The sequence below is a fragment of the Nocardioides hungaricus genome (genome assembly GCF_054782915.1).
Window position 1 is genome coordinate 1 of sequence record NZ_BAAGRO010000044.1, and the last position, 19,593, is coordinate 19,593.

Annotated in this window: 19 protein-coding genes; 6 read left to right on the top strand and 13 right to left on the bottom strand. The window is 71.5% G+C overall.

The features are described 5' to 3' along the window. Nucleotides 1–70: 70 nt before the first annotated feature. From ACYVKX_RS16645 to lexA, 5 genes are all read right to left on the bottom strand, one after another. A complete protein-coding gene (locus ACYVKX_RS16645) occupies nucleotides 71–1,492 on the bottom strand; it encodes an MXAN_6640 family putative metalloprotease (RefSeq protein ID WP_460834692.1) in 1,422 nt (473 codons plus the stop codon). Nucleotides 1,493–1,511: 19 nt separating this feature from the next. Continuing rightward, entirely contained in the window at nucleotides 1,512–2,750 is a 1,239-nt protein-coding gene (locus tag ACYVKX_RS16650; RefSeq protein ID WP_460834696.1) for an alkaline phosphatase family protein, read from the bottom strand. Beyond that, a complete protein-coding gene (locus tag ACYVKX_RS16655; protein WP_460834698.1) occupies nucleotides 2,747–4,426 on the bottom strand; it encodes an alkaline phosphatase D family protein in 1,680 nt (559 codons plus the stop codon). The genes ACYVKX_RS16650 and ACYVKX_RS16655 overlap by 4 nt, the downstream gene beginning before the upstream one ends. 3 nt (nucleotides 4,427–4,429) lie before the next feature. Beyond that, nucleotides 4,430–5,251, bottom strand: a complete 822-nt coding sequence (locus ACYVKX_RS16660; protein WP_460834700.1) for a phosphatase PAP2 family protein — start codon at nucleotides 5,249–5,251, stop codon at nucleotides 4,430–4,432. A 100-nt stretch (nucleotides 5,252–5,351) separates the two neighbouring features. After that, nucleotides 5,352–6,092, bottom strand: coding sequence for a transcriptional repressor LexA (gene lexA / locus ACYVKX_RS16665; protein WP_460834704.1), 741 nt, complete (start codon nucleotides 6,090–6,092; stop codon nucleotides 5,352–5,354). Nucleotides 6,093–6,348: 256 nt separating this feature from the next. Between lexA and ACYVKX_RS16670 the strand changes: the two genes are divergently transcribed. Then, the gene (locus ACYVKX_RS16670; protein ID WP_460834707.1) at nucleotides 6,349–6,702 is read left to right on the top strand and encodes a LysM peptidoglycan-binding domain-containing protein; all 354 of its coding nucleotides are present in this window, start codon (nucleotides 6,349–6,351) and stop codon (nucleotides 6,700–6,702) included. 152 nt (nucleotides 6,703–6,854) lie between these two features. Here ACYVKX_RS16670 and ACYVKX_RS16675 read toward each other — a convergent pair whose 3' ends face one another. Together ACYVKX_RS16675 and ACYVKX_RS16680 are read right to left on the bottom strand one after the other, a co-directional pair. Then, nucleotides 6,855–7,196, bottom strand: a complete 342-nt coding sequence (locus ACYVKX_RS16675; RefSeq protein ID WP_460834710.1) for a hypothetical protein — start codon at nucleotides 7,194–7,196, stop codon at nucleotides 6,855–6,857. A gap of 23 nt (nucleotides 7,197–7,219) precedes the next feature. Then, nucleotides 7,220–7,975, bottom strand: coding sequence for a SigB/SigF/SigG family RNA polymerase sigma factor (locus tag ACYVKX_RS16680; protein ID WP_460834711.1), 756 nt, complete (start codon nucleotides 7,973–7,975; stop codon nucleotides 7,220–7,222). Nucleotides 7,976–8,467: 492 nt separating this feature from the next. On the opposite strand from ACYVKX_RS16680, the gene nrdR reads away from it, so the two are divergent. Continuing rightward, a complete protein-coding gene (nrdR, locus tag ACYVKX_RS16685; protein ID WP_460834712.1) occupies nucleotides 8,468–8,956 on the top strand; it encodes a transcriptional regulator NrdR in 489 nt (162 codons plus the stop codon). A gap of 126 nt (nucleotides 8,957–9,082) precedes the next feature. Further along, a complete protein-coding gene (locus tag ACYVKX_RS16690) occupies nucleotides 9,083–12,007 on the top strand; it encodes a vitamin B12-dependent ribonucleotide reductase (RefSeq protein WP_460834713.1) in 2,925 nt (974 codons plus the stop codon). Between the two features lie 57 nt (nucleotides 12,008–12,064). Here the strand turns inward: ACYVKX_RS16690 and ACYVKX_RS16695 are convergent, their stop codons facing one another. Further along, nucleotides 12,065–12,271 carry a hypothetical protein gene (locus ACYVKX_RS16695; protein WP_460834716.1) on the bottom strand — a complete coding sequence of 69 codons (207 nt, stop codon included), beginning with the start codon at nucleotides 12,269–12,271 and terminating at the stop codon, nucleotides 12,065–12,067. A gap of 122 nt (nucleotides 12,272–12,393) precedes the next feature. Then, a complete protein-coding gene (locus ACYVKX_RS16700; RefSeq protein ID WP_460834719.1) occupies nucleotides 12,394–12,876 on the bottom strand; it encodes a DUF433 domain-containing protein in 483 nt (160 codons plus the stop codon). Between the two features lie 45 nt (nucleotides 12,877–12,921). Here ACYVKX_RS16700 and ACYVKX_RS16705 point away from each other — a divergent pair, with 45 nt between their 5' ends. Next, complete coding sequence (locus ACYVKX_RS16705) at nucleotides 12,922–14,472, top strand: alkaline phosphatase D family protein (RefSeq protein ID WP_460834723.1); 1,551 nt, start codon at nucleotides 12,922–12,924, stop codon at nucleotides 14,470–14,472. A 294-nt stretch (nucleotides 14,473–14,766) separates the two neighbouring features. Here ACYVKX_RS16705 and ACYVKX_RS16710 read toward each other — a convergent pair whose 3' ends face one another. Together ACYVKX_RS16710 and ACYVKX_RS16715 are read right to left on the bottom strand one after the other, a co-directional pair. Further along, a complete protein-coding gene (locus ACYVKX_RS16710) occupies nucleotides 14,767–15,159 on the bottom strand; it encodes a hypothetical protein (protein WP_460834727.1) in 393 nt (130 codons plus the stop codon). Between the two features lie 72 nt (nucleotides 15,160–15,231). Further along, the gene (locus ACYVKX_RS16715) at nucleotides 15,232–15,522 is read right to left on the bottom strand and encodes a MerR family transcriptional regulator (protein ID WP_460834729.1); all 291 of its coding nucleotides are present in this window, start codon (nucleotides 15,520–15,522) and stop codon (nucleotides 15,232–15,234) included. 104 nt (nucleotides 15,523–15,626) lie between these two features. Between ACYVKX_RS16715 and ACYVKX_RS16720 the strand changes: the two genes are divergently transcribed. Beyond that, complete coding sequence (locus ACYVKX_RS16720) at nucleotides 15,627–16,058, top strand: Hsp20/alpha crystallin family protein (RefSeq protein ID WP_460834732.1); 432 nt, start codon at nucleotides 15,627–15,629, stop codon at nucleotides 16,056–16,058. Between the two features lie 105 nt (nucleotides 16,059–16,163). Continuing rightward, the gene (locus ACYVKX_RS16725; protein WP_460834736.1) at nucleotides 16,164–17,309 is read left to right on the top strand and encodes a fatty acid desaturase family protein; all 1,146 of its coding nucleotides are present in this window, start codon (nucleotides 16,164–16,166) and stop codon (nucleotides 17,307–17,309) included. Between the two features lie 9 nt (nucleotides 17,310–17,318). On the opposite strand, the gene ACYVKX_RS16730 is transcribed toward ACYVKX_RS16725, so the two are convergent. Next, nucleotides 17,319–18,314 carry a glycosyltransferase family 2 protein gene (locus tag ACYVKX_RS16730; RefSeq protein ID WP_460834738.1) on the bottom strand — a complete coding sequence of 332 codons (996 nt, stop codon included), beginning with the start codon at nucleotides 18,312–18,314 and terminating at the stop codon, nucleotides 17,319–17,321. A gap of 102 nt (nucleotides 18,315–18,416) precedes the next feature. Next, nucleotides 18,417–19,475, bottom strand: a complete 1,059-nt coding sequence (locus ACYVKX_RS16735) for a glycosyltransferase family 4 protein (protein WP_460834741.1) — start codon at nucleotides 19,473–19,475, stop codon at nucleotides 18,417–18,419. Between the last annotated feature and the right edge of the window lie 118 nt (nucleotides 19,476–19,593).

Here is a 19,593-nt window from a genome sequence, read left to right on the forward strand (position 1 = left end):
GGAGCCGGACGGTTCGCCATGCCTCATGATTTCAGACAACAAACCATCTAACTACATACGACGCGCGCTACTAACGAAGCGCCCGCGCCCGCACGCGGAACCTCAGGTCGTCGTCGAGCGGGCGGCCCTGGCAGGACCATGAGGTGCCGCTCCAGCAGCCGCGGTAGCGGATGCCGGCGTTGGCCAGCGTCACCTCGACCCGCGAGACCGAGCGGCCGAAGGCGACCCGCACGACGGCGTTCCCGTCGCGCTTCAGCAACGGCGTCAGCGCGACGGTCGAGGGCCGGCCGCCGGTGGGGTAGATCGTGGCGACCGCGCCGGAGCCGCGGCTGGTGTTCGGCAGGTCGAGGGTGAGCCGGAGTGTGCGCGCCGCCAGGCCCGGCGCGCGGTTGAACCGCACGGTCGCCGCGCTGAGGTGGTCGATCACCTTGGTGACGGTGCCGGAGCCGCGGCGGGCGGCGGTGAGGCCGACGGTGCCGGCGAGGCGCGCGGAGGGGTAGCTGCCGTCGCGGCCCTCGTCGTAGGAGAGCCCCGGCCGGCGGTTCGCGGCGGCGAACCGGGCCCAGACACCGCGGAGCCCGCCGCCCCGCGCGGCCAGCACGTTCTCGACCGCCTCGATGGAGTAGTCGTCCGGCCCGCCCGCGGCACCGTCCGCACGCTCCCAGATCTGCCGCATCAGCACCGGCAGCCCGCCCTCGGCGTCGGGGTAGCGCTCGGTGAGGTAGCGGAAGAAGATCCAGTCGCCGTACCGGCGCAGGCCGCTGTCCTTGTCGAGCGGCACCGCGGGCTGCGCGAGCGGGCTGGAGCGGAGGTACTGCCGGTTGTCGTCGACGTCGTCGAAGAGCTCGTCCTCGGCCCAGGTCGCCGTGCTCTCCATGAACCAGACGTCCTCGAGGTAGTCGTAGGAGAACTGGACGGCGTGGAACAGCTCGTGCGCCGCGGTCACCTGGAGGTTCTCCAGCGGGGTTCCCGGGAACTCGGCGAAGTCGTTGTCGATGGCGCAGTACGCCGGCACGTCCCACGGGCCGGAACCGGTCGGCGCCGTGTCGGTGTCGCAGTAGCCGTAGAGGCCCTGGCCGCCGAGGTCCTGGAGGTAGATGTCGAGCAGGCCGTTGCCGCCGCGGGTGCCGTCGGACTTGGGCGCGCGGTAGCCGGCGGCGGCGTAAGTGGCGAGCACGTCCTCGGCGATCGCGGCCACCTGGTCGACGTACTCCGGGGTGGCGGCGTCGGCGCCGGAGGCGTACCAGTGCACGCAGACCGAGGTGTAGCACTGCTGCCGGTCCTGGCCGGGGCGGGCGAGGAGCGCGGCCGCCCGCGCGCGCTGCGAGCCCTCGAGGTCGGCGAGCCCGAGCCGCAGCTCGCGGCGCTCCATGGTGCCGAGGCCGGTGCCGACGGACCCGGGGTCGGACGCCTGGGCCGCCGGCACCGCGCTGAGGGACATGCTCGGGGCGAGGACGGCGAGGGTCAGCAGGGCGAGGAGGGCGCGGCGCACCCTGCCATTAGATCAGCCATCAGAGCAGGGACCGCCCGTCGAACCCCCGCCGAGGCGCGCCGGCCCCGAAGAACGCGGCGAGCGTCGGCGCGACGTCGACGGTCCTCGCCACCCGCGGCGACGCCTTCCTCCGGGGTACGGCGCGGTGGCCGCCGCCGACGAAGAACGGGATCGACCGGGTGGCCGGGTGGCCGTGGTTGCCGGGGAGCGGGTTCGCGGCGACCGGGTCGGGGTCGCTGAACCGCCAGCCCGCCCGGCAGAACGCGACCACGTCGCCGGCCTGCGGCCCGAGCCGCAGCCAGTCGGCGCGGCGGTCCCAGGCGGCGAGCACGCCGTCGGTGCCGCGGGCGATCGCCCGCATCCGCCCGACGGCCTCCTCGCGGCGCCCCGCAGGCCCGGTCCAGTAGAGGAGGTCGGCGCCGCCGTTGTCGGCGATCCGCACGTTGCCGGCCAGCAGCGGGTCGGCCTCCATCGACGCGGACAGGCTGACCACCTTGTCCGGCATCGACCAGTCCATCGAGTGGTCGGAGAGCACGATCACGATCGCGTCGTCCCATTGCCCGCCGGCCTTGAGCGCGTCCACGAACCGCTGCACCTGGGCGTCGGTGGCGGCGAGCGCCAGCCGGCGCGCGACCTGGAGCGAGGTGCCGGTGAGGTCGGAGTGGCCGACGCGGTCGACGTCGCCGAGGCTGACGAACATCAGGTTCGGGTCGAACTCGTCGAGCATCGCCAGCGCGGCGTCGACCGTGAAGACGTCGGGGGCGTGCCCGCTCACCGGGACGATCGGGCCCGGCTCCCAGCGGTGCGTGGGTCGGTCCCCGAAGATCGTGTACAGGTAGGTCTTGCTGAGCACCGTGCCGGTGGTCAGGCCGCGACGGTCGAGCCGCTCGATCACGGTGTCGCTGCGGATGTCGGAGGGCCGGTCGACGTCGCGGACCGCACCGAGCCTGCGGTCGAAGACCGAGTTCGCCGGCACGCCGCTGCGGTCCGGGCGGACGCCGGTCATCATCATCACGTGGTTCGGGATGGTCTCCATCACCGGCATCGAGGACGCCTGCGGGAAGCGCAGCCCGCCGTCGCGCAGCGCCGTGAGGTTCGGCGTCAGCCCGCTGTCGAGCTCGTCGGGGCGGCAGCCGTCGACGACGAGGACGTAGGCGCGCTTGCGGCTGCGCCGGGCGGCGTACGTCGGAGCGGCGGCGGTCGAGAGCACGAGCCCGGCCGCGCCGGCCGTGAGGAGCGTGCGGCGATCAGTCCTCACACCGGCTCCCCGACCTGCTCGACCCGGCCGGTGCCGGTGCGGGTGGCGTAGGAGACCGACCAGGTGATGTCGGTGTCGCGGACGGCGCGGTCGCCGATGACGTACCAGTCCATCTGCGCGCGCTGCGAGGTCAGGTCGAGGACCGAGAAGCCGTGGCTGTCGAAGTCGAGGTACTTGACGTGCCGGTTGTTGGCCTTGATCAGCGTCTCCACCGCGACGCTGGTCGTGCGCGGCGGGCTGCCGGTCATGTCCTTGAGGTTGCTCGACGTCACCGACGAGCAGACGAACTCCACGCCGGCGGAGTCGCCGACCGGATAGGTGGAGGCGTCGTAGGGCAGCTCGCACGCCCACCCCGAGTGGATGTCGCCGGTGACGAACAGCGCGTCGGCGACCTGGTGGTCGCGGATGTGCTGGAACACCTCGCGCCGGTCGTCGGTGTAGCCGTCCCACTGGTCGACGTTGTAGGGGATGCCGTCGCGGGGGAGCAGCCCGGTCACGTCGTTGATCGGGTCGAGCAGTACGTCGGGCAGGCCGCCGAAGTCCACGGGCGCGATCATGACCGGGTTGCCGATGACCTTCCACTGCGCGCGGCCGCGCCTCAGGGAGTCCTTGAGCCAGCCCATCTGCTGGCGGCCGAGGATGGTGCGGTCCGGGTCGCTGACCTGCGGTCCGGGGTAGGCGGCCTGCGCATCGCGGTAGCTGCGCAGGTCGAGCATGCTGATCTCGGCCAGCCGCCCGAACCGCAGCCGCCGGAAGAGCCGGTGGCCGTCGCGCAGCCGGGCGGTGCCGTCCATGCGCACCGGCATCCACTCGTCGTAGGCCCGATGCGCCCGGGCCCGCCGCAGCCGGTAGTCGCCCTCGCCGAGGTCGGGGTTGTGGTTCTCGGCGCCGTCGCGGTACTGGTCGTTGGCGACCTCGTGGTCGTCCCAGGTGATGATCCACGGGTACCTCGCGTGCAGGGCCTGGAGGTCGGGGTCGGTCTTGTACTGCGCGTGCCGCTGCCGGTAGTCGCTCAGCGAGAGCATCTCGCGCGGCGGCACGTGGCTGCGGATGTCGACGTCGTCGGACCCGTAGCCGTACTGGCCGGGCGCGTACTCGTAGACGTAGTCGCCGAGGTGCAGCACCGCGTGCAAGTCGTCGCGGGCGGCGAGCCCGCGGTAGGCGCTGAACCAGCCGGCCTGCCAGTTCGAGCAGGAGACGACGCCGAAGCGCAGGTGGTCGGGCTCGGCGTGCGCCGCCGGCGCGGTGCGGGTGCGGCCGGCCGGGCTGGTGGCGCCGGCGCAGCGGAACCGGTAGTGGTACCAGGTGGCCGGCGCCAGGCCGGTCACGTCCACCTTGACCGTGTGGTCGCGGCTCGGCCCGGTCGCGAACGTCCCCCGGCGTACGACGCGGCGGAACCGTGCGTCTCGCGCCACCTCCCACTCGACGTCGACCCTCGGCCCCGCGCCCGAGCCCGGGGTGCTGGCCGCGGTCGGGGTGACCCGGGTCCAGAGCAGCACCGCGTCGGGCAGCGGGTCGCCGGAGGCGACGCCGTGGCGGAAGACGCGCCCGCGCGCGCCTGCGGCGAAGCTCTCGGGGGTCGAGGGGAGCGCGCCCGGCTGGAGCGCGAGGGCGGCGGCGCCGGCGGCGGTGGTGCCGAGGACCGAGCGGCGTCGTAGGGGAGCGGGCGTCGTCACGCCTCACTCAACGACGAGGCCCTCCGGGGGTTCTGCTCGTTCACCGAGTGTTCGCTCAACTGTTCGCCGACGCCAGAGCCGGTCGAGCGGCACCCGGCCCAGGGCCTGCGCGATCAACCAGCCGGCGAGGATGACCAGCCAGCCGGCCACCGCGTCGACCACCCAGTGGTTGCCGGTGCCGACGATGACGACCGCGGTGCCGGCGGCGTAGACCCAGCCGAGCACCCGCACCCAGTGCCGGGTCGCGTAGAGCTGCAGCGCGAGCGCCACCCACAGCGACCAGCCGGCATGGAGCGAGGGGAACGCCGCGAGCTGGTTGGTCAGCCCGCCGAGACCCCTCGGGGCGGAGGCGTCGCCACCCCACCAGCCGTCGGCGGAGTAGAGGCTGAGCACGTCGACGTACCCGTTGATGAACCGCGGGGGAGCGGTGGGCAGCGTGATGTAGAAGACCAGGCCGATCAGGGTGCCGATCACCAGGGCGCGGCGGGCCGGGCCGTAGCGGTCGAGGCCGAGCCGCCAGAGCCACACCAGGACGGCCGCGGTGACGACGTAGTGGAGGCTGGCGTACCAGTAGCTGCCCGCCAGGCCGATCACTCGGTAGTCGACGAAGAGCTGGTTGAGCGGGATCTCCCAGCGGATGCCGATGCCCCGCTCGAACTGCAGCAGCTCGTCGGCCCGCCGCACCGCCGGGCTCCAGTCGGTGTCGGCGAGCAGCCGGGCGAGGCTGTACACGACCCAGAGACCGAGGATGAGGAGGACCTCGAGGCCCGCTCTGGCCCATCCCGGGAGGGCGCTTGTCCGCGCGAGGGCAGGTGCCGTGGTCACAGCACCAGCCTCGTCCATGCACCCTCCCCGTGGGATCCGGGATCCGCCCGGACTCAACACCAGGGTCTGCTCAGGTATTTCCCCGACTGTTCAGAAGCCGTCAGACCCGGCGCAGCACTGCCGTCACCTTACCGAGGATCGTGGCGTGGCTGCCGTCGATGGGATCGTAGGCAGCGTTGTGCGGCAGCAGCCACACATTTCCGTCCTTGCGCTGGAACGTCTTGACGGTGGCCTCGTCGTCGAGGAGCGCAGCGACGATGTCGCCGTTGGAGGCGGTCTGCTCGCGGCGGACCACGACGTAGTCGCCGTCGCAGATCGCGGCGTCGATCATCGAGTCGCCGCGGACCTCGAGCAGGAACAGCTCGCCGTCGCCGACCAGCTGCCTGGGCAGCGGGAAGACCTCGTCGTAGGTCTGCTCGGCGAGGATCGGGCCGCCGGCCGCGATCCGGCCGAGGAGGGGGACGTACTGCGCCGGCGGGCGGGCGTCGCCGATGCCGGTCTCGTCGATGCCGCCGTCCTCGGGGTGGGCCTCGGCACCGGAGATGGAGCGGCGGGCGGCCATCACCTCGGGGAGGAAGACCTCGAGCGCCCGGGGCCGGTTGGGGTCGCGCTTGAGGAAGCCCTTCTCCTCCAGCACCTTGAGCTGGTGGGCCACGCTCGAGGAGCTGGTCAGGCCGACCGCCTCGCCGATCTCGCGCATCGACGGCGGGTAGCCGCGCTTCTCGATGGAGTCCTTGATGTGGGCGAGGACCCGCTGCTGGCGCGGCGTGAGCCCGGTCGCGTCCGGGGGGCCGTCGGGCAGCTCCGTCACCGTGGGGGAGACCTTCTTCTGGGTGGCCATGGGCCGACGGTAGCCCTCCGGACCGTCCAGGTTCAAACATCTGTTCGAACGGCGTGTCGCCCGCCCGCTCCAGGAGCCGGCTCGAACAGATGTTCGTGTCGCTGCTTGCGCCGTTCGAACACCTGCTCTATCGTCGTACACACGTTCGATCGAACACCTGATCGAGAGCCCGGCCCGGACCGGTCCGCGAGGACTGTCGGTGGCCGCCTCTAGAACTGGTGCCAGGCAGCTTCCCCCACTTCCCCAGGAGCCTTCGATGAGCACGATGACCGCCACTCACCTCCCTGCCACCTCGCCTACCACCACGCCTATCACCGCTGTCCGGCTCACCCGCCGCGGCCGGCTGGTGGTCCTCGCGGTCGCCCTGGTGGCCGTGCTCGCCGTCGGCCTCCTGCTCGCCTCCGGCTCCGTCGCCACCGACGAGCCCGGCACTCCCGAGCCGACCCGCGTCGTGCTCGTCGGCGCCGGCGACACCCTCTGGGAGATCGCCGCCGGCCTCGCCGACGACGGCGACGTGCGCGCGATGATCGACCGGATCGAGAGACTCAACGCGCTCGAGTCGGGCATGGTCGTCGCCGGCCAGCAGCTGGTGGTGCCTATCGGTGGTTGAGGAGGGCGCTCTGCGCCCGTCTCGAAACCACCACAGCTCGAGACTTCGCCCGGCCGCCTCGACCCCGGCCGGGCGAAACCGGGGAAGACGAGGGGCGGGACCGGCACCGGTCCCGCCCCTCGCGGTGTCAGTCGCGGTGTCAGGTCGCCCGGTCAGTGGGAGGCCCGCCGGCCGCCGACCGGCCGCCGCAGGTCCCCGCCCCTCTCGGGCGCGCGGGTGATGCCGATGCGCCGGGTCACCCGGGCGACCAGCATCAGCCCGACGAACAGGCAGGCCACCGCGCCGACCGACGCGAGCGCGAGGAACCACCAGGCCGTGTCGTCGCCGCTGCGGGCCGTCGAGCCGAAGTCGATGGCGGCGTAGACGAGGTAGCCCCAGGCCACGACGCAGGCGGTGATGCCGAGCGCCAGGAGCAGGAGGGCGGGCTGGAACCGTGCCCTGCGCCGGGGTCCCCGGCGTGACCCGGCCCGCTTGCCTCCCGTCGTACCCACCACGGGAGCCATTGTCCCCGATGGGTCTAGGCGGCGACGGCGAGCTCCTCGCGCAGCCGGGCGACGAGGCGGGAGAGCAGCCGTGAGACGTGCATCTGGCTGACGCCGATCTCCTCGCCGATCTCGGCCTGCGTGCAGCCACGCAGGAACCGCATCTCGACGATCAGCTGCTCGCGGCGCGACAGCTTCGAGAGCAACGGCGCGAGCATCGCGCGGGCGTCGGCCAGGTCGAAGCCGGGGTCGACCCCGCCGATCCGCTGGCCGGCGGTCTCGTCGCCCTTCTCGCCGGCCGGCACGTCGAGTGAGGCGGGGGCGAAGCAGCCCTGGGCGCCGAGCGCGTCGACGACCTGCTCGAGGTCGATCTCGAGGTGGGCGGCGATCTCGCTGGGCCGCGGCGCCCGGCCGAGGCGCTGGTAGAGCTCGGCCTCGCAGCCGGCGATCCTCTGCTGGGTCTCCTGGATCGAGCGCGGCGGCCGGACCGTCCAGCCGAGGTCGCGGAAGTGGCGGCGGATCTCGCCACGGATGGTCGGCACGGCGAAGCTGAGGAACTCGTGGCCGCGGTCGGGGCGGAAGCCCTTCACGGCCTTGACGAGCCCGACGTAGGCGACCTGCTCGAGGTCGTCGTCGGCGATGCCGCGGTTGCGGAAGCGGCGGGACAGCTCGCGAGCGAGCGACATGTTGTGGCGGACGATCTCATCCTCGATCGTGGCGCGCTCGCCAGGGGTGGTGGCGGCACGCTCGGCGAAGAGCTGGGCGGTGATCTCGGAGCGACTCTCGGACATCGTGGACAACGTGCTGAGCCTCCCTGTGCGGTTGTGGGCGCCTGGTCTCGACGCCACAGGCCTCCTTCCGCCCACGATCGAGGGAGAAACCACCCCCTGGGGTGAAGACCCGTCGAGTCGGCGCAAGTTGCCCGCAGGGAGGGTGCGAGTCGGCGCAAGTTGCCCGCAGGGAGGGTGCGAGTCGGCGCAAGTTGCCCGCAGGGAGGGTGCGAGTCGGCGCGAGTTGCCCGCCTCCCGGGCAAGATGAGCCGACTCGACGCCCGTGAGCGGGCAAGACGCGCCGAGTCGGCGGGCCTACTTGCGCGGGCCCGGGTCCCGGCGTACGGTTGCCCCTACATCTAGTAGTTACAAGGATGTAGTTATCCACATCTAGTGCACAGCGGGAAGCTGCTCGTACACAGCGGGGACCTGGAAGCACACCGCCCGACCCCTTGTTCTACACAGCGAGACCCCCGATATCCACAGGCCAGCACACCCGGAGGGAGGGACCCGATGCACTGTCCGTACTGCCGCAACGCCGACACCCGGGTGCTCGACTCCCGGGTCGCCGACGACGGCGGCTCGATCCGCCGCCGGCGTACCTGCTCGGCCTGCGAACGGCGGTTCACGACCGTCGAGATGATGCAGCTGACCGTGCTCAAGCGCTCCGGCGCGACCGAGCCGTTCAACCGGGAGAAGGCGATCGCCGGCGTCCGCAAGGCGTGCAAGGGCCGCCCGGTCACCGAGGACCAGCTCGCCTGCCTCGGCCAGGAGGTCGAGGACGCGCTCCGGCTCGCCGGTGTCGCCGAGGTCCCGGCCCACGAGGTGGGCCTGGCGATCCTCGGCCCGTTGCGGCAACTCGACGAGGTCGCCTACCTCCGCTTCGCGTCGGTGTACCGCGCCTTCGAGTCGGCCGACGACTTCGAGGACGAGATCGCGGAGCTGCGCGCGAGCCGACCGGCGGTCGAGCCCGCCCTGACCCAGCCCGTGCCGACGGGCTGACCCAGACCGCCCGGCGTGTGTAGTGGGGAAGCTGCACGCGCCGGGCGCACCAACGTCGCCACCGGCTGTCGGTGGCAGCAGTTTCAATCGATCCAGCACCAACCTCGAGAGACGGGACGAAGAGGGATGACCGAGACGGTGAGCGGCAAGACCACGAAGGCGGGCGCCGGGCTGAAGATCGAGCGCGTCTTCAGCACGGACGGCGTGCATCCCTACGACGAGATCACGTGGGAGCGCCGCGACGTCGTGCAGACCAACTGGAAGACCGGCGAGACGGTCTTCGAGCAGCGCGGCGTGGAGTTCCCCGACTTCTGGTCGATCAACGCCTCGACCATCGTCACGACCAAGTACTTCCGCGGCGCGGTCGGCACCGACGTGCGTGAGTGGAGCCTCAAGCACATCGTCGACCGGGTCGTGAAGACCTACACCAGGGCCGGCGTCGACCACGGCTACTTCGCGTCCGCTGCCGACGCCGAGGTCTTCGAGCACGAGCTCACCTGGCTGCTCGTGCACCAGTACTTCTCCTTCAACTCCCCGGTCTGGTTCAACGTCGGCACCCCGTCGCCGCAGCAGGTCTCAGCCTGCTTCATCCTCTCCGTCGACGACTCGATGGACTCGATCCTGAACTGGTACAAGGAGGAGGGCTTCATCTTCAAGGGCGGCTCCGGTGCCGGCCTGAACCTCTCCCGCATCCGCTCCTCCAGGGAGCTGCTCTCCTCCGGCGGTACGGCGAGCGGCCCGGTCTCCTTCATGCGCGGCGCCGACGCCTCGGCCGGCACCATCAAGTCCGGCGGCGCCACCCGCCGCGCGGCCAAGATGGTCGTCCTCGACGTCGACCACCCCGACATCGAGGAGTTCGTCGCCACCAAGGCGCGCGAGGAGGACAAGATCCGCGCGCTGCGCGACGCCGGCTTCGACATGGACCTCGGCGGCGCCGACATCACCTCGGTCCAGTACCAGAACGCCAACAACTCCGTGCGCGTCAGCGACGAGTTCATGCGCGCCGTCGAGGAGGGCGCCGACTTCGGCCTGCGCGCCCGCAAGACCGGCGAGGTCATCGAGCGCGTCGACGCCCGCACCCTGTTCCGCAAGATCAGCCAGGCGGCGTGGGAGTGCGCCGACCCCGGCCTGCAGTACGACGACACGATCAACGACTGGCACACCAACCCCGAGACCGGCCGGATCACCGCGTCCAACCCGTGCTCGGAGTACATGTCGCTCGACAACTCCTCGTGCAACCTGGCGTCGCTGAACCTGCTGAAGTTCCTCAAGGACGACACTGCTGCCGGTCCGGGGGGCTTCGACGCCGAGCTGTTCGCCCGGGCCGTCGAGCTGATCATCACCGCGATGGACATCTCGATCTGCTTCGCGGACTTCCCGACCGAGGCGATCGGCAAGACCACCGTCGACTACCGCCAGCTCGGCATCGGCTACGCCAACCTCGGCGCGCTGCTGATGGCGATGGGCCTCGGCTACGACAGCGACGGGGGTCGCGCGATGGCGGCCACCATCACCTCGCTGATGACCGGTACGTCGTACAAGCGCTCGGCCGAGCTCGCCGGTGTCGTCGGCCCCTACGCCGGCTACGCCCGCAACGCCGAGGCGCACAAGCGGGTGATGCGCAAGCACCAGGCGGCCAACGACGCCGTCCGCACGCTCGCGATCGCCGACAACCAGGTGCACAAGCTGGCCACCCAGGCGTGGGCCGACGTGGTCGCGCTCGGCGAGGTCAACGGGTTCCGCAACGCGCAGGCCTCGGTGCTCGCGCCCACCGGCACCATCGGCTTCATGATGGACTGCGACACGACCGGCATCGAGCCGGACTTCTCGCTGGTCAAGTTCAAGAAGCTGGTCGGTGGCGGCTCGATGCAGATCGTCAACCAGACCATCCCGCGGGCCCTGAGGAAGCTGGGCTACGACCCGGAGCTGGTCGAGGCGATCGTCGCCTACATCGCCGAGCACGGCCACGTGATCGACGCCCCGGGCCTGAAGACCGAGCACTACGAGGTGTTCGACACCGCGATGGGCGCCCGCTCGCTCAAGCCGATGGGCCACGTGCGGATGATGGCGGCCGCGCAGCCGTTCCTCTCCGGCGCGATCTCGAAGACGGTCAACCTGCCGGAGTCGGCGACCGTCGAGGAGATCGAGGAGGTCTACCTCCAGTCGTGGAAGCTCGGCCTCAAGGCGACCGCGATCTACCGCGACAACTGCAAGGTGGGCCAGCCGCTCGCCGACGGCGGCGGCAAGGCCAAGAAGGACGCCGCCGACGCCGTGGCCGCTGCCGACGAGGCCGCGACCACGGTGGTCGAGAAGATCGTCTACGCCCCGACCCGCAAGCGCCTGCCGAAGTCGCGTGCCTCGCGCACCACCTCCTTCACCGTGGGCGGCGCCGAGGGCTACATGACCTCGGGTGCGCACGAGGACGGCGAGCTCGGCGAGGTGTTCCTCAAGCTGGGCAAGCAGGGCTCGACCCTGGCCGGCGTGATGGACGCCTTCTCGATCGCGGTCAGCATCGGCCTGCAGTACGGCGTCCCGCTGGAGACCTACGTCTCGAAGTTCACCAACCTGCGCTTCGAGCCGGCCGGCCTCACCGACGACCCGGACATCCGGATGTCGCAGTCGATCATGGACTACATCTTCCGCCGCCTGGCGCTGGACTACCTCGACTTCGACAAGCGCGCCGCCCTGGGCATCTACTCCGCCGAGGAGCGCCAGCGCTACCTCGAGACGGGCTCCTACGAGCCGGTCGAGGAGACCGGCTCGCCGGCCGAGCTGATCGAGGCCCCGGTCGTCGAGTTCGTCGCCGCGGCCCCCCCGGTGGTCGAGGAGGTTGCGCAGCAACCGTCTCGAAACCACGACTCGAAGGGCAGCAACGAGCGCCAGGTCCCCGCGGCGGAGACCAGGACCGCCCACACCTCGGCCGAGCTCCTCGAGCAGATCACCGGCCACGCGGTCGACAGCCCGCTCTGCTTCACCTGCGGCACCAAGATGCGCCCCGCCGGCTCCTGCTACGTCTGCGAGGGCTGCGGCAGCACCAGCGGCTGCAGTTGATGCCGAGCTGAATAACGCGAGGGCGGCCATCCACGGGATGGCCGCCCTCGGCGCGTTTCAGCGCAACTCGATGAGCCGCTGGCCTTCATCGATCACACCGACGACCTTGTCGATCAGCGGTCGGACCACACCAGGAGCACAGAGCGTCGGGTGTTGCCCACGCGGACCCACACCACCGCCGGTGTCTCGCCGCCTCGCGATCATGTTCGCGAAGTCTTCGTCCTTGGTGACGATGACGGCGCTGTTGTTGAGGCGTACGCCCATAGTTCCCGGTCGGGTACGTCGCCAGGTCCGATCTGGTGACGTGCTCGGCCCGATGCCCGTGCTCGCGCAGCAGGCGCGCCGACGCCGGCGGCAGTTGGGCGTCGACGAGGAATCGCACGATGCTACGAGGCGGTCAGGATCGTGTGGTCGGCCTGAGCGGCGGCGTACTCGAGGCATGCCTCGATGTCATCGGCGGCCAGATACGGGTAGTCCCCGAGGATCTCTGCCTCATCGGCCCCGGCGACCAAGTTGGATGACCTCCCAGCCCACGTCCCGGGGCCATAGTCCCGGGGCCATAGGAATCGGCTGACCCGACGACCTGCGCTGAAACGGCAGTCGGAGCGCGGCAGGCACCGGTCATCGTGGCGCAATTGCGCCGAGATGGCAGTCGGGTCGGGGCAACCACTGCCACAACGGCGCAATTGCGCCGAGATGGCAGTCGGGACAGCCCAGGCATGCCCCACGACCAGCCCGCGTGGCCTTCCCCACCAGCCCACCTGAACAGTCAGACGAGACGGTCGCCCAGCAGAGGAAGGGGACTCACCGAGCGGATGACGTCGGCCGGGTCGCAGCCAACGGTCGACGTCCTGCCGCCGGGGTGTCACCGCGGGGTCACCGGGGCGTCGCCGACGGGGGAGAGCGTCGGGGACATGACTGATCTCGGGCTCCCTCGTCGTACCCTCCTCCGCGCCGGCGGCCTCGCCGCGGGCACGCTCGCCACCGGCGCCCTCGCCGGATCCCCGGGCGCCAGCGCGGCCGGCCTGGTCTCGCGCCGCCTGGAGCTGCCCTCGGGCGTGCAGAGCGGGGACGTGACCACCCGCGGGGCGGTGCTGTGGGCGCGCTCGTCGGGCCCCGGCCGGCTGATCGCGCAGGTCGGCCACCGCCGGATCGTCGGGCCGCGGGCGAGCGCGGCCAGTGACTTCACCGCGAAGATCGCGCTGCAGGGGCTCGCGCCCGGGCGGGAGTACGCCGTCCGCCTCTCGTTCGAGGACGACCACGGCCGGCGGGGCGAGTCGCAGGTGGCGTCGTTCGCGACCGGGTCGGAGCGGCCCGCCGCGACCAGCTTCGTGTGGAGCGGCGACTGCTGCGGGCAGGGGTGGGGGATCAACCCCGACGTGGGCGGGCTGACCGGCTTCAGGTCGATGCACCGGACGCGGCCGGACTTCTTCCTGCACTCCGGGGACACCGTCTACGCCGACGGGCCGATCGCGGAGACCGTGACCGAGCCGGACGGGCAGGTGTGGCGCAACGTGGTGACCGAGGAGGTCGCCAAGGTCGCCGAGACGCTCCGAGAGTTCCGCGGCCGGCACCGCTACACCCGGCTGGACGCCCACGTCCGCGCGATGGCGGCCGAGGTGCCCACGGTCGCGCAGTGGGACGACCACGAGACGACCAACAACTGGTACCCCGGCGAGGTGCTCGACGACCCGCGCTACACCCAGGAGCGGCGGGTCGACGTCCTGGCCGCCCGCGGCCGGCAGGCCTGGCAGGAGAACATGCCGATCGCCGACCCGCGGGCCCACCGCCGCGACGGCGGGTTCGCGCCGGCCCGGATCTACCGCAAGGTCGAGCGCGGCGCGCACCTCGACGTCTTCTGCCTCGACATGCGCACCTACAAGAGCCCCAACACCGACGGCCTCGAGGCCGAGCCCACCAATATCTTGGGCACCGAGCAGGTGGACTGGCTGATCCGCGAGGTCCGGCGATCGCGCGCCACCTGGAAGGTCATCGCCAACGACCTGCCGCTCGGGCTGGTCGTGCCCGACGGCCCGATCGCCCAGGAGTCCCTGGCCAACCGCGACCCCGGCCGGCCGCTCGGCAAGGAGCAGGAGATCGCCGCCGTGCTGTCGGCGTTCAAGCGGTACGGCGTACGCAACGTCGTCTGGCTGACCGCGGACGTCCACTACTGCGCGGCGCACTACTACGACCCGGCGCGCGCCGGCTTCGCCGACTTCGACCCGTTCTGGGAGTTCGTCACCGGACCGATCGCCGCCGGCACCTTCGGACCCAACGACCTCGACGCCACGTTCGGCCCCGAGGTGGTCTTCAGCAAGTACGCCGCCGTCGCCAACGAGTCGCCGCGGGTGGGCAACCAGTTCTTCGGCCACGTCGCCATCGACGCGGCCGGCCTGATGACGGTCAGCCTGCGCGACCTCGCCGGCACGGTGCTCTACTCGAAGGACCTCGAGCCGGCGGCCTGAGCCCCGGGTCAGCGCCGCACCGGCGACCCTCCACGCTGGTGCGCAGTTTGGGTCATGGTGGGGAGAACGGCGGCCCAGCCTCGGCGAGAAGGGCGTCGACAGCCGTCGGATAGGCCGAGCAGGCGGCCCCTACTCGGTAACCCACGAATCTTGTGAGCGAGGCCCCGGCCCGCAACCCCATCACTCCAGGAAGGGGTCACTTCATACTGTTTAGCGCCGAGCGACCCGCCGATCTCGACCGGTTCGGCTCAGGGTCCAGCCGGAGTCCGGCGCCGGCCGACGGCGCAGGATGGGTCAGCGCCGTACGCGGGCGAGGCAGACCTCGCCGGTGCCGGGGTTGACGGCGCGGAAGGTGAAGGTGTCGCGGCCGGCCGGGTCGGGGGTGCGGCGGTCGACGTCGAAGGAGCCGCTCGGGCCGCGGGTGGTGGAGCGGCCGGTGTCGACGACGTTGCCGTCGCGCTTGAGGGTCCAGCGCCAGGTCTGGCCGGAGCGGAAGCTGTCGATCTCGGCCTCGACCTCCATCCGGCCGTCGTTGGGGTCGGCCTTGATCTTCCAGTCGGTCGTGCCGGAGCAGGAGCCGGTACGAGTGCGGTCGTCGTCGTCGGCCTGTGCCGGGACGGCGCTCGCGAGCGCGATGGTCGGGGCGGCCAGGAGGGCGAGGGCGGTGAGAGCGATGGTCTTCTTCATGTGCTCAGCGTGTCCGGCCGACATGGGACCGACGTGAGCCGGCGATGAGAGTCCCTTCATCGACGGCGGCCGTCAACGGCGGCGCAGCCGGTCGACCTCGGCCTCCAGTGCGCGCACCCGTTCCTCGAGCGCCAGCACGTGGGCGATGCCGGCGAGGTTGAGGCCGGCGGCGAGCAGCTCGCGGATGCGGTGGAGCCGGTCGATGTCGTCGGCGCTGTAGCGGCGGGTGCCGCCGGCGGTGCGGTCGGGCTCGATCAGGCCGCGACGCTCGTAGACGCGCAGGTTCTGGATCTCCATCGACACCATCTCGGCGGCGACGGAGATCGCGAAGACTCCCCGACCTCTCTGAATTCTCTGCGGCACGGGTTGATTTTGCCTGACGAGTGGAATATAAGAAACCTGTAACTGATGTTATAGGTACGAGCCCGGAGCCCCGGGCCCTCGGCAGAGAACCAGGAGGACTAGTGATGTTGCTGCGCACCACCGACCCGTTCCGTGACTTCGACCGCCTGACCCAGCAGATCTTCGGCACGACCAACCGTCCCGCGGTGATGCCGATGGACGCCTGGCGCGAGGGCGACACGTTCGTGATCGAGTTCGACCTCCCCGGCGTGGCCAAGGACAGCATCGACCTCGACGTCGAGCGCAACGTGCTCACCGTGCGCGCCGAGCGGGTCGCCCGCAACGGCGACTGGGAGGCGCTGGCCTCCGAGCGTCCAAAGGGCCAGTTCAGCCGGCAGCTCGTGCTCGGCGACAACCTCGACCTCGAACGCATCGAGGCGGCGTACGCCGACGGCGTACTGCGCCTCGTCGTCCCGGTCGCGGAGCGGGCGAAGCCCCGCAAGATCGACATCGGCTCGGGCGCGAGCGACTCCGAGCGCACCGCCATCGAGGCCTGATCGACCAGCCGGACCGGCCCCGCCGCGCGCACGCAGCGCCGGCGGGGCCGGCTCTCTTCTGCCGCCGAGGTACTCGGGTTCACACCGATAGGGCAGGCTGGTCGCATGACGACGACTATCGCCCGACTCTCCGCCGAGGACCTCGAGCTGCTCGGCAAGGAGCTCGACACGATCCGGCAGGACGTGCTCGACTCCCGGGGCGAGCGGGATGCGGCGTACATCCGGCGCCTGGTGCGGGCGCAGCGGCTGATCGAGCTCGGGAGCCGCGCCGTCCTGCTCCGGAGCCGGAGGCCGTCGCACTGGGTGCTCGGCACCGCCGGGCTGGCGCTGGCGAAGATCCTCGACAACATGGAGATCGGGCACAACGTCCTGCACGGCCAGTGGGACTGGATGCGCGACCCCAAGATCCACTCCAGCACCTGGGAGTGGGACCACGTGACGCCGGCGGCGCAGTGGAAGCGGACGCACAACGAGACCCACCACACGTACACGAACATCCTCGGCAAGGACAACGACCTCGGCTACGGGATCATGCGCGTCGACGAGGCGCAGGCATGGCAGCCGCGGCACCTCGTGCAGCCGGCGTGGAACCTCGTCACGGCGTGCATCTTCGAGTACGGCATCGCCCTCTTCGACCTCGACCTCGGCGAGCACCTCCGTGACAAGCGCCGGCTCTCGCCGGAGAAGAAGGTCGAGGTGAAGGCGGCGCTGGCCAAGGCGAGCCGCCAGCTCACCAAGGACTTCGTGATCTACCCGGCGCTCTCGGGTCGCGGCTGGCGCTCGACGCTCGCCGCCAACGCGACCGCCAACCTGGTCCGCAACCTGTGGAGCCACTCGGTGATCATGTGCGGCCACTTCCCCGAGGGCGTGGCCACCTTCGAGCAGGATCAGCTCGACGAGAACGAGAGCCGCGGCAGCTGGTACCTGCGCCAGATGCTCGGCTCGGCCAACATCTCCGGCTCGCGCGCGCTGCACCTGCTGACCGGCAACCTGTCCCACCAGATCGAGCACCACATCTTCCCGGACCTGCCGAGCAACCGGTACGCCGAGATCGCCCCTCGGGTCCGCGAGGTGTTCGCGAAGTTCGAGCTGCCCTACAACGCGCGGTCGATGGTGCGCCAGGTCGGCAGCGCCTGGCACAAGGTGGTGCGGCTGTCGCTGCCCAACGGCTGGCTGGCCGAGACCAACCGGCGCAACCTGGTCCCGCAGCTGCGCGGCCTCGCCGGCCGGGTGGTGCTCCCCGCGTCCTGACGTCGTCGGTCAGCCGGCAGTGCGCGGAACCGGGATGCGGGCGAGCACGGCGTCGTCGTACTGCGGGTCGCGCACGTAGGTGCCGCGGACGGCGGGGTGGCGCAGGTAGGCCAGCCGGCTGAGCTCGTGGCGAGACTTGCGGGTGCCGTCGACGACGATGCCGGCGAGGAGCAGCAGGCACGCGGCCAGCACGAGGAAGCCGGCGACGACCAGGGACGGCATCCGCGGCACCATCCCGGTCTGCACGTACTCGACCATGACCGGCGTGGCCAGCCCGGCCGAGACGACGAACACCAGCGCGGCGATCAGGCCGAAGAAGGAGATCGGGCGCTCGTGGCGGGTGAGCGTCATGATCACGTTGAGGATCTTCCAGCCGTCGCGGTAGGTGCGCAGCTTGGAGGCCGAGCCCTCGGGGCGGTCCTTGAAGCCGACCTCGTACGTCGCCGAGGGGATGCGCAGCGCGAGCGAGTGGACGGTCAGCTCGGTCTCGATCTCGAACTCGCGGGACACCGCCGGGAAGCTCTTCACGAACCGCTGGGAGAAGACCCGGTAGCCCGAGAGCATGTCGCCCATGGTGTCGCCGAAGATGCCGCAGACGATCCGGTTGAGCAGCCGGTTGCCGAACTCGTGGCCCGCGCGGTACGCCGACCCGCGGCGAACGCCGACCACCTGGTCGAGGTTCTCCTCGACGAGCCGCTCGATCATCGCGGGCGCGGCGGCGGCGTCGTAGGTGTCGTCGCCGTCGATCAGCAGGTAGATGTCGGCGTCGATGTCGGCGAACGCCCGCCGGACGACGTTGCCCTTGCCCCGGTGCGGCTCGGCGCAGACGGTCGCGCCGGCCTCGAGAGCGCGCTCGACGGTGCGGTCGGTGCTGTCGTTGTCGTAGACGTAGACGGCCATGCCGGGGACGGCCGCGCGCAGGTCGCCGACCACGGTCGCGACGGCGGCCTCCTCGTTGTGGCAGGGCACGATGGCGGCGACGCGGTACCGCTCGGCAATCGACATGCGCAGACCCCCACCTAGGCCGGGCCCCGAGGCCCACTTGCGGCGTTCAACGCGAGGGTGGCCCGGTGGTTACGCAGAAGTAGGAACTTGTTTCAGTTCCGTTCACGCGCGGCGGTAGACGTCGACCAGCCGGTCGACGTGGGCGTCCCAGGAGTACGCCGCCGCGACGTGCTCGCGCGCCGCCTCGCCGAGCCGCCGCATCTCGCCGGGGTCGGCGACCAGCGCGCGCAGCGCACTGCGCAGGTCGCCAGCGGCCAGGTCGACGAACCGGACGCCCGGCCCGGAGGTCCACGGCGAGCGCAGCGCGGGGTCCTCGCGCAGCAGCACCGGGAGGCCCGAGGCCATCGCCTCGATCACGGTGAGCGGGCACTCGCCGACCGAGGCGACGACCAGGGCGTCCGCGCTGCGGTAGACCTCCGGCATCTCCGCGGCGGGGACCGCGCCGAGGAAGGTGAGCCGCTCGTCGTCGTACCCGGGCGGGCGGTCGCCGCCGGCGAAGACCAGGTCGTAGTCGTCGGCCGCGGCGGCCGCGACGACGTCGAAGCCCTTCTTGGGCACGAACCGGCCGACGAAGAGGACGCGCGGACGTGCGCGTGTGGCGGGCGGTCCGGGGTGGAACCGAGCGGTGTCGACGCCGTTGCCCAGCACCTGCGTCCGGCCGGCGGGGAGCCCGCGCGCGACGTGCTCGTCGATCGCCAGCACCGCCCGCGCTCCACCCAGCACGAGACGCCCGAGCGTCGCGAGCACGACGCCCTGCACGGCACGGACGAGAGCGGAGGAGTGGTGCACGAAGCCGACGTGCCGGTGCACGACGTACGGCGTGCGCAGCGCCCGGCACCACAGCGCCGCCACCCAGGAGCTGACGTAGAGGACGTCGTGGACGTGCACGACGTCGGCGCGGCGCACCTCGCCGAGCAGGCGGGAGACCAGCCGCGGGGAGAAGAGCGGGAAGGGGACGCCGAAGCGCTCCTCGAGGCCGTTCCACGCGCGCACCCGCACGGTGCGCACGCCGTCCTCGTCGCGCACGCCCGCCCCGACCGCGCCGGCGCTGCTCACGAGCGACACCCGCCACCCCCGCGCGCGGAGCCCCTGCGTCTCCGCGCCGACCACCGTCTCCAGGCCGCCGAGGTGGGGCAGCGCCTGGTGTGCGACGTGCAGCACCTGCCCCGGGCTCGGCGCTGGTTCAGACGGTGGTTCAGACAGGGGCACCCGCGCAGTATGCCGCGCGTAACCAGCCCGACACCCCCGCGTTGGTCCCGGCATGTTCGGGGAGGGCTGG

Coding starts and splice junctions, on each gene's coding strand:
- ACYVKX_RS16725 (WP_460834736.1), top strand. CDS start 16,164: ATGACGACGACTATCGCCCGACTCTCCGCCGAGGACCTCGAGCTGCTC.
- ACYVKX_RS16720 (WP_460834732.1), top strand. CDS start 15,627: ATGTTGCTGCGCACCACCGACCCGTTCCGTGACTTCGACCGCCTGACC.
- nrdR (WP_460834712.1), top strand. CDS start 8,468: ATGCACTGTCCGTACTGCCGCAACGCCGACACCCGGGTGCTCGACTCC.
- ACYVKX_RS16690 (WP_460834713.1), top strand. CDS start 9,083: ATGACCGAGACGGTGAGCGGCAAGACCACGAAGGCGGGCGCCGGGCTG.
- ACYVKX_RS16680 (WP_460834711.1), bottom strand. CDS start 7,975: ATGTCCGAGAGTCGCTCCGAGATCACCGCCCAGCTCTTCGCCGAGCGT.
- ACYVKX_RS16705 (WP_460834723.1), top strand. CDS start 12,922: ATGACTGATCTCGGGCTCCCTCGTCGTACCCTCCTCCGCGCCGGCGGC.
- ACYVKX_RS16710 (WP_460834727.1), bottom strand. CDS start 15,159: ATGAAGAAGACCATCGCTCTCACCGCCCTCGCCCTCCTGGCCGCCCCG.
- lexA (WP_460834704.1), bottom strand. CDS start 6,092: ATGGCCACCCAGAAGAAGGTCTCCCCCACGGTGACGGAGCTGCCCGAC.
- ACYVKX_RS16695 (WP_460834716.1), bottom strand. CDS start 12,271: ATGGGCGTACGCCTCAACAACAGCGCCGTCATCGTCACCAAGGACGAA.
- ACYVKX_RS16730 (WP_460834738.1), bottom strand. CDS start 18,314: ATGTCGATTGCCGAGCGGTACCGCGTCGCCGCCATCGTGCCCTGCCAC.
- ACYVKX_RS16670 (WP_460834707.1), top strand. CDS start 6,349: ATGAGCACGATGACCGCCACTCACCTCCCTGCCACCTCGCCTACCACC.